At 28.7% G+C, this 6,082-nt stretch carries 7 protein-coding genes; 1 reads left to right on the top strand and 6 read right to left on the bottom strand.

Annotation, left to right across the window (positions count from 1 at the left end; all coding sequences use genetic code 11):
• Positions 1–217 precede the first annotated feature (217 nt).
• The gene (locus NG901_RS15130) at positions 218–625 is read right to left on the bottom strand and encodes a hypothetical protein (RefSeq protein ID WP_252216379.1); all 408 of its coding nucleotides are present in this window, start codon (positions 623–625) and stop codon (positions 218–220) included.
• A gap of 112 nt (positions 626–737) precedes the next feature.
• Here NG901_RS15130 and yyaC point away from each other — a divergent pair, with 112 nt between their 5' ends.
• Complete coding sequence (yyaC, locus tag NG901_RS15125; protein ID WP_252216376.1) at positions 738–1,259, top strand: spore protease YyaC; 522 nt, start codon at positions 738–740, stop codon at positions 1,257–1,259.
• A 43-nt stretch (positions 1,260–1,302) separates the two neighbouring features.
• Here the strand turns inward: yyaC and NG901_RS15120 are convergent, their stop codons facing one another.
• The 5 genes from NG901_RS15120 to murA form a co-directional block, all read right to left on the bottom strand.
• Positions 1,303–2,337 (bottom strand): rod shape-determining protein, encoded by a 1,035-nt coding sequence (locus tag NG901_RS15120; RefSeq protein ID WP_252216373.1) that lies wholly within the window; start codon positions 2,335–2,337, stop codon positions 1,303–1,305.
• Positions 2,338–2,416: 79 nt separating this feature from the next.
• Positions 2,417–2,671 carry a sporulation transcriptional regulator SpoIIID gene (gene spoIIID, locus NG901_RS15115; protein WP_012423010.1) on the bottom strand — a complete coding sequence of 85 codons (255 nt, stop codon included), beginning with the start codon at positions 2,669–2,671 and terminating at the stop codon, positions 2,417–2,419.
• Positions 2,672–2,761: 90 nt separating this feature from the next.
• Complete coding sequence (locus NG901_RS15110) at positions 2,762–3,487, bottom strand: M23 family metallopeptidase (protein WP_252216370.1); 726 nt, start codon at positions 3,485–3,487, stop codon at positions 2,762–2,764.
• A gap of 172 nt (positions 3,488–3,659) precedes the next feature.
• The gene (spoIID, locus tag NG901_RS15105) at positions 3,660–4,697 is read right to left on the bottom strand and encodes a stage II sporulation protein D (protein ID WP_252216367.1); all 1,038 of its coding nucleotides are present in this window, start codon (positions 4,695–4,697) and stop codon (positions 3,660–3,662) included.
• 121 nt (positions 4,698–4,818) lie between these two features.
• Positions 4,819–6,081, bottom strand: a complete 1,263-nt coding sequence (gene murA, locus NG901_RS15100; protein WP_252216359.1) for a UDP-N-acetylglucosamine 1-carboxyvinyltransferase — start codon at positions 6,079–6,081, stop codon at positions 4,819–4,821.
• Position 6,082 lies beyond the last annotated feature (1 nt).

Genomic DNA, 6,082 nt, shown 5'->3' with positions numbered 1-6,082 from the left:
AACGTAACGTAACAGATTTACAGTCTGCCCCCTTTGGCCACTCGGGAATTCCTCCAAAATATTCTTTTTTTGTTTTGTTGCGTTGTTGCCAATCAACAATGACTAGTATATATTCAATCCAATTATATTTCAAGTCTTATATATACTCATGTACTTAAATTATATTTATATTACTTTATTTTACTTTATAATACTTCTGTTTAGTATATAACTTTAATTATTTTTTCAAATTTAAATCTAATACTTCTATATCTATAAATTTAGAAAAAATTCCTCTTAACTTTATATAATCCTGTGTTGATAATCTTGTTTGAAAAACTTTAAAAGCTCTCATCAACCCTTCATTTTCATCTTCTAAATTAAATGCTTCTTCAACTTTTCCTATATCACTTGTTGATAATTTATATACTATTCTTGTTAAATCCTTTTTATCATCTTCAGATAATATCGTCATTACAGTGTTTTTATTAACTGTATACATAGATCTTGAATATGACATTACACTTACACTATCATTATTGCTAGTAATTATTGCTTTAGCATCTTTAGGCTGCCAATAAAATATTAAGTAAATATTCATTAATAATGCAAAAGTCATAAATATGATAGTTAAAATCCTCTTCATTATTGCTCACCTCTCATTCTAATATTTTCCACTTTGTTTTTTTTTATACTTTAAACCACATTTTTTATTAAATCCCATCATATATATATGTTAAGAGGGGAGGGTATTGCATTTGACTAAACACAAAGTAAATTATAAATCAACAGATGCTTGTTTTGAGATATCTGAAGCAATTAAAGATTATCTTAATAATAAAACAATAATAGTCTGTATCGGTACTGATAAATGTATTGGTGATTGTTTAGGTCCTTTAGTAGGCTCAATTTTAAAAGATAGCTCATTTGAATTACCTGTATACGGTACACTTTCAAGTCCTATACACGCTTTAAACATAGATGATCGACTAGAAGAAATATACGAAAAACATCCTGATTCTCCAATAATAGGAGTAGATGCATGCCTTGGTAATAAAGATGCTATTGGAGAAATTCATACTAGAGATTATGCTATACATCCCGGAAAAGGTGTTGGTAAAGAGTTACCTGAAGTTGGTATAGCTTCAATAATCGGTATAGTTGATACTGTTAATAATTCAGAAGTATTTTCTTCTTACAGTATAAGACTTTCTTTAGTTATGGACATGGCTAAATTAATATCAAAAGCTTTAATCGATGCATATAATCTAAAAAAATAAAATCATCCCAAAACTTAAAAGTTTTGGGATGATTTTATTCTTTTTATTCAATAAGAACTATTTCTTGAGAATTTAATTCATTGTCTAACTTATCTAATTGTCCTAAAACTGCTCCTGTTCCTTCAGCAACGCACTCAATAGCATTTTCAGCTATAGTTACTTCCACACCAGTTCTAAACTCTATGAGCTTATCAAGCCCATATAATAATGCACCGCCACCAGTCATTAATATGCCTTTTTCTATTATATCTGCAGCTAATTCAGGTGGAGTTCTTTCTAAGACTGTCTTAACTACATCAACTATAGATTCAACAGATTCTTCTAATGCTTCTCTAATTTCTTCTGTGCCTATTTCTAACTCATCTGGCAATCCTGTTACTAGGTTTCTTCCCTTCATCTTAGCAGTTAAACTTCTAGAACCTTTAAACGCTGAACCTATACCTATTTTTAAATCTTCAGCCGTTTTTTCTCCAATCATTATTTTGTATTTATTTCTTACATATTTTATGATTGCTTCAGTAAATTTGTCTCCTGCAATCTTAATTGAAGATCTCTCAACTATTCCACCTAATGAAATAACAGCTATATCACAAGTTCCTCCACCTATATCTATAACCATGTTTCCATTAGGCTTTGTTATATCAATGCCTGCACCAATTGCTGCTGCCAATGGTTCTTCAATTAAATGAACTGTTTTCGCTCCAGAATTTCTTGCTGCATCAATAACAGCTCTTTTTTCAACTTCTGTAGCTTGAGAAGGTACACAGACCATAACCTTAGGCGCTGTAATATTTCTCTTTCCGCACGCTTTTCTTATAAATTCTTTTAACATTCTTTCTGTTATATCATAATTTGAAATAACCCCATCTCTCAATGGACGAACAGCAACTATATTTCCAGGCGTACGACCTATCATTCTTCTTGCTTCTTCACCCACAGCCAATAATTTATTATTATTTTTATTTATGGCTACTACAGATGGTTCTTTTAATATTACACCTTTGCCTTTTACATAAACTAGCACAGTAGCTGTACCTAAATCAATTCCAAGGTCTGTCCCAGTTCTCCAAAACCACATTCATCATTCACTCCTAAATCGCATATTCTTACCATTAATAACATTTTTCTACTAATTCTATATTATAAACCTATTATGTTTATCGTTCAATAGCTTTATACTTCATTTTTGTAGCTTTTCCACCTCTAATATGACGTTCAGCTTTATTTAATTCTAATATTGTATGGGTTTCTTCTGCTATTATAGGATTTATTTTAGGCAATCTTTCTGTCATGTCTTTGTGAATAGTACTTTTACTAACCCCAAAAACTTTTGCAGTCTTTCTTATTGTGGCTTTTGAATCTATAATATATTTAGCAACTTCTAACACTCTTTCCTCTATATAATCCTTCAAACTATACAACCTCCTTAAAATAATATTTTAAGAATAACTCAATAATAATTATTGAGTTATTCATTTAGTAAGAATTTTTTCCTTAAACTTTTATTTAAGTTTAATATATTTTTCTGGATTTACTTGTTCTCCATTTGGATTAATTACTTGTAAATTCAAATATTCACCAAATGTTTCTTTATCATATAATTTAGCTGTATCTCCAATCTTAGCGATTACTTGATTGGCTGTAACTTTATCTCCAGCTTTTACAGAAACATTTTTATCAAGATTTCCATACCTTGTCTTTAATCCATTGGCATGTTTAATTTCTACTACTGTACCCTCTTCAACGCCTGCATTTTCTACAACATCAACAATTCCATCTGCAGCTGCTTTAACTTCTGTTCCAATTTTAGAACTTATATTTACACCTCTTATAGTTCTGTATAAATTATCTTCTACTTTTACTGGTGCTGGATAAGTATATCCTCTACTTATTTTTCCCTCTATTGGATTTGATAAGTTAACTGTTGTTGAAGCAACACTTTTAGCAGTTTCCTTAGAAGCAGTTTCTTTATTTACCTTAGGTTCATCTTTTGCAGTATTCTCTACTCTCTCCGCATTTGGAATTTCATTTGTAACGCTTTTATCATTAATATTTAAAGTTAGCTCTTTTTCTGGTTGTTGAACCTTTGCAACTTCATGTTGGTTACTTATTCTTTTATAAGAAACAGTTCCTACAGCAGCCATAACGCAAAGGCATAGAAATAAAGCAATATAAAAGCTCTCCTTTCTTAATAAGTCTCTAAACTTTCCTTTAAAATTTTTGTCCATATTAACACCTCCTTTTTTCATTATTTCCCTTTTGTAGAAATTAATACACTAATACTGTTTTTTTATATATAAATTAAAAAATAAAAAAACAAGCCATATTATTTATTTTTAATAATATAGCTTGTTTTCTTATAATTTAATTTTGAATTTATATTTTTCCAATAAATTCAAATTATTTATAAGTTATATTTTTTATTTCAACCCCATCATAATAATGAGTTAATATTTCATTATATTTTTTACCATCTTTAGCCATAGCATTAGCCCCCCACTGACTCATTCCAACTCCATGACCATATCCAGTACAATATATTTTTATAATATTATCTTTTATTGTCCAATTAAAATTTGTGGAATTTAAATTAAATAATTTTCTAAATTCAGTTCCCTTTATAATTTGATCACCTATCTTTAATTCTTTTACTGCTCCACCCTCTGTATATGAATCTATATTCATACTAGAACCTATATTATTTTTTGATAAATTTAAATTAGAATAATTTTTATTTATTTTATCTATGAAATCATCTAAATTAACTTCTATAAAGCTTTTGTATTTAGGAGCAATTTCTTCACCTGTACTATCTGTAGATTTTAAATATGGTATATCATTTGAAAATACATCTTTAGCACTTTCTGTTTTTCCTGAACTAATTGCAAAAAATTGTGGATATTCCAACACTTTTCCATCATAAACAAGTACTTGGCCTTCTGTATCTTTAACTGCTTTTTTTATCTTATCCCAATTTTTATTACCATCTTTTTCACTCCACTTTTTCATTCTCTCATTCTTGTCCATATATACTTGACAATGAGTCGTATCACATATTTCACCTTCACTCTCGCTGGCTTCTTTACAAGGATTGTTGAGTTTGTTTATATAATAAGTTCTTGCAGCTACAGCTTGTGCTTTTAATGCATCTTCATCAAAATTAGCTGGCATTTCACTTGCCACTACTCCAATAATATATTCTTCTATATCTATTTCATCAAGCTTGTCTTTATCTTTTCTATATAATTTAACCTTTTTATTTTTAGGCAGCTCTATTTTATATGTTTCTTTCACTACACTGTTATTAATTTCAAATGGTTTAAATATGTTAAAATCAGAATTTAAAAAAACTATTGGAGATAATATTAATATTATAAGTATTATTAATGTTATTAGTATTATTAACTTTATGTCTTTATTAAATTTGTTACTCCTCATAACTCTTTCCTCCCATACCCTACATCTAAATATATGCTCAAAATCAAGAATTATGTTAAGCCATTAAATATATAAAATAAAATATAATTTTAAAGGGTAAGAATTTACTCTCACCCTTTATTTATACATCTATTCTATAGATTTCAGCACCAAGCTTCCTAAATTTTTCTTCTACATTAACATATCCTCTATCTATATGATATATATCTCCTATTTCTGTTTCTCCTTCTGCAGCTAATCCTGCTAATATCATTGCTGCTCCTGCTCTTAAATCTGTTGCTTTTACTTTAGCTCCAGTTAGCTTAGGTGCACCATCAATTATAGCAGTTCTTCCATCAATTTTTATATTAGCTCCCATTCTTAATAATTCTGTAACATGCATAAATCTATTTTCAAATATAGTTTCAGTTATAATACTTGTTCCTTTAGTTAAACATAATAAACTCATCATTTGAGCTTGCATATCAGTTGGAAAGCCTGGATATGGTAATGTTTTTATATCAACTGGTCTTTTTTCTCCTGTACCATCTACTATAATTGAATCATTCTTTAATCTATTAAATTCAATTCCACATTCTTTTAGTTTTTCTATGACAGGCCTTAAGTGATCTTCATTTACTCCATTAATTTTTATAATACTATTTGTTATTCCTGCTGCTATCATAAATGTTCCTGCTTCAATTCTATCGTATATAGGGGTATAACTTATTCCTTTTAATTCTTTTACTCCATGTATAGTTATCTTTCCTCTTCCTGCACCTTCTATATTAGCTCCCATACTATTTAAAAATCTTGCTAAATCTTCGATTTCAGGTTCTTCTGCTGCATTTTCTATTATCGTTGTTCCATTTGCTAATATTGATGCTGTTAAAATGTTTTCAGTTGCACCTACTGATGGAAAGTCTAAATATATTCTATTTCCCACTAAATTTTTAGCTTTAACTTCAACAAAGCCATGACCAATATTAATATCAGCCCCAAGAGCTTTGAATCCTTTTAGATGTAAATCTATAGGTCTACTTCCAATATTACATCCACCAGGTAGTGATAATTTACAATATCCAAATCTTGATAGCATAGGACCCATTATCAAAAATGATGCTCTCATTTTTCTAATAAGATCAGTATTAGCATCAACAGGATTTAAATTTTTAGTATTAATTTTTAATTTATTATTTATTTTTGAAAAACTAATATTACAATTTAATTGAGATAACAATTGACAAATAACTTCTACATCTTCCAACATAGGTGTGTTGTTTATAGTAATATCTTCTGGACATAATATAGTAGCTGCAATTATAGGTAAAACTGAGTTTTTAGCACAACTTATATCAACTTCACCTTCTAGTTTTTTTACACCTTTAACTATTATTTTTTCCATA

The sequence above is a fragment of the Clostridium sp. CMCC3677 genome, assembly GCF_023845585.1.
GTDB lineage: Bacteria > Bacillota > Clostridia > Clostridiales > Clostridiaceae > Clostridium > Clostridium aquiflavi.
Note: the sequence above shows the minus strand (reverse complement) of the source record. Positions and strands in the feature narration are given on the sequence as shown.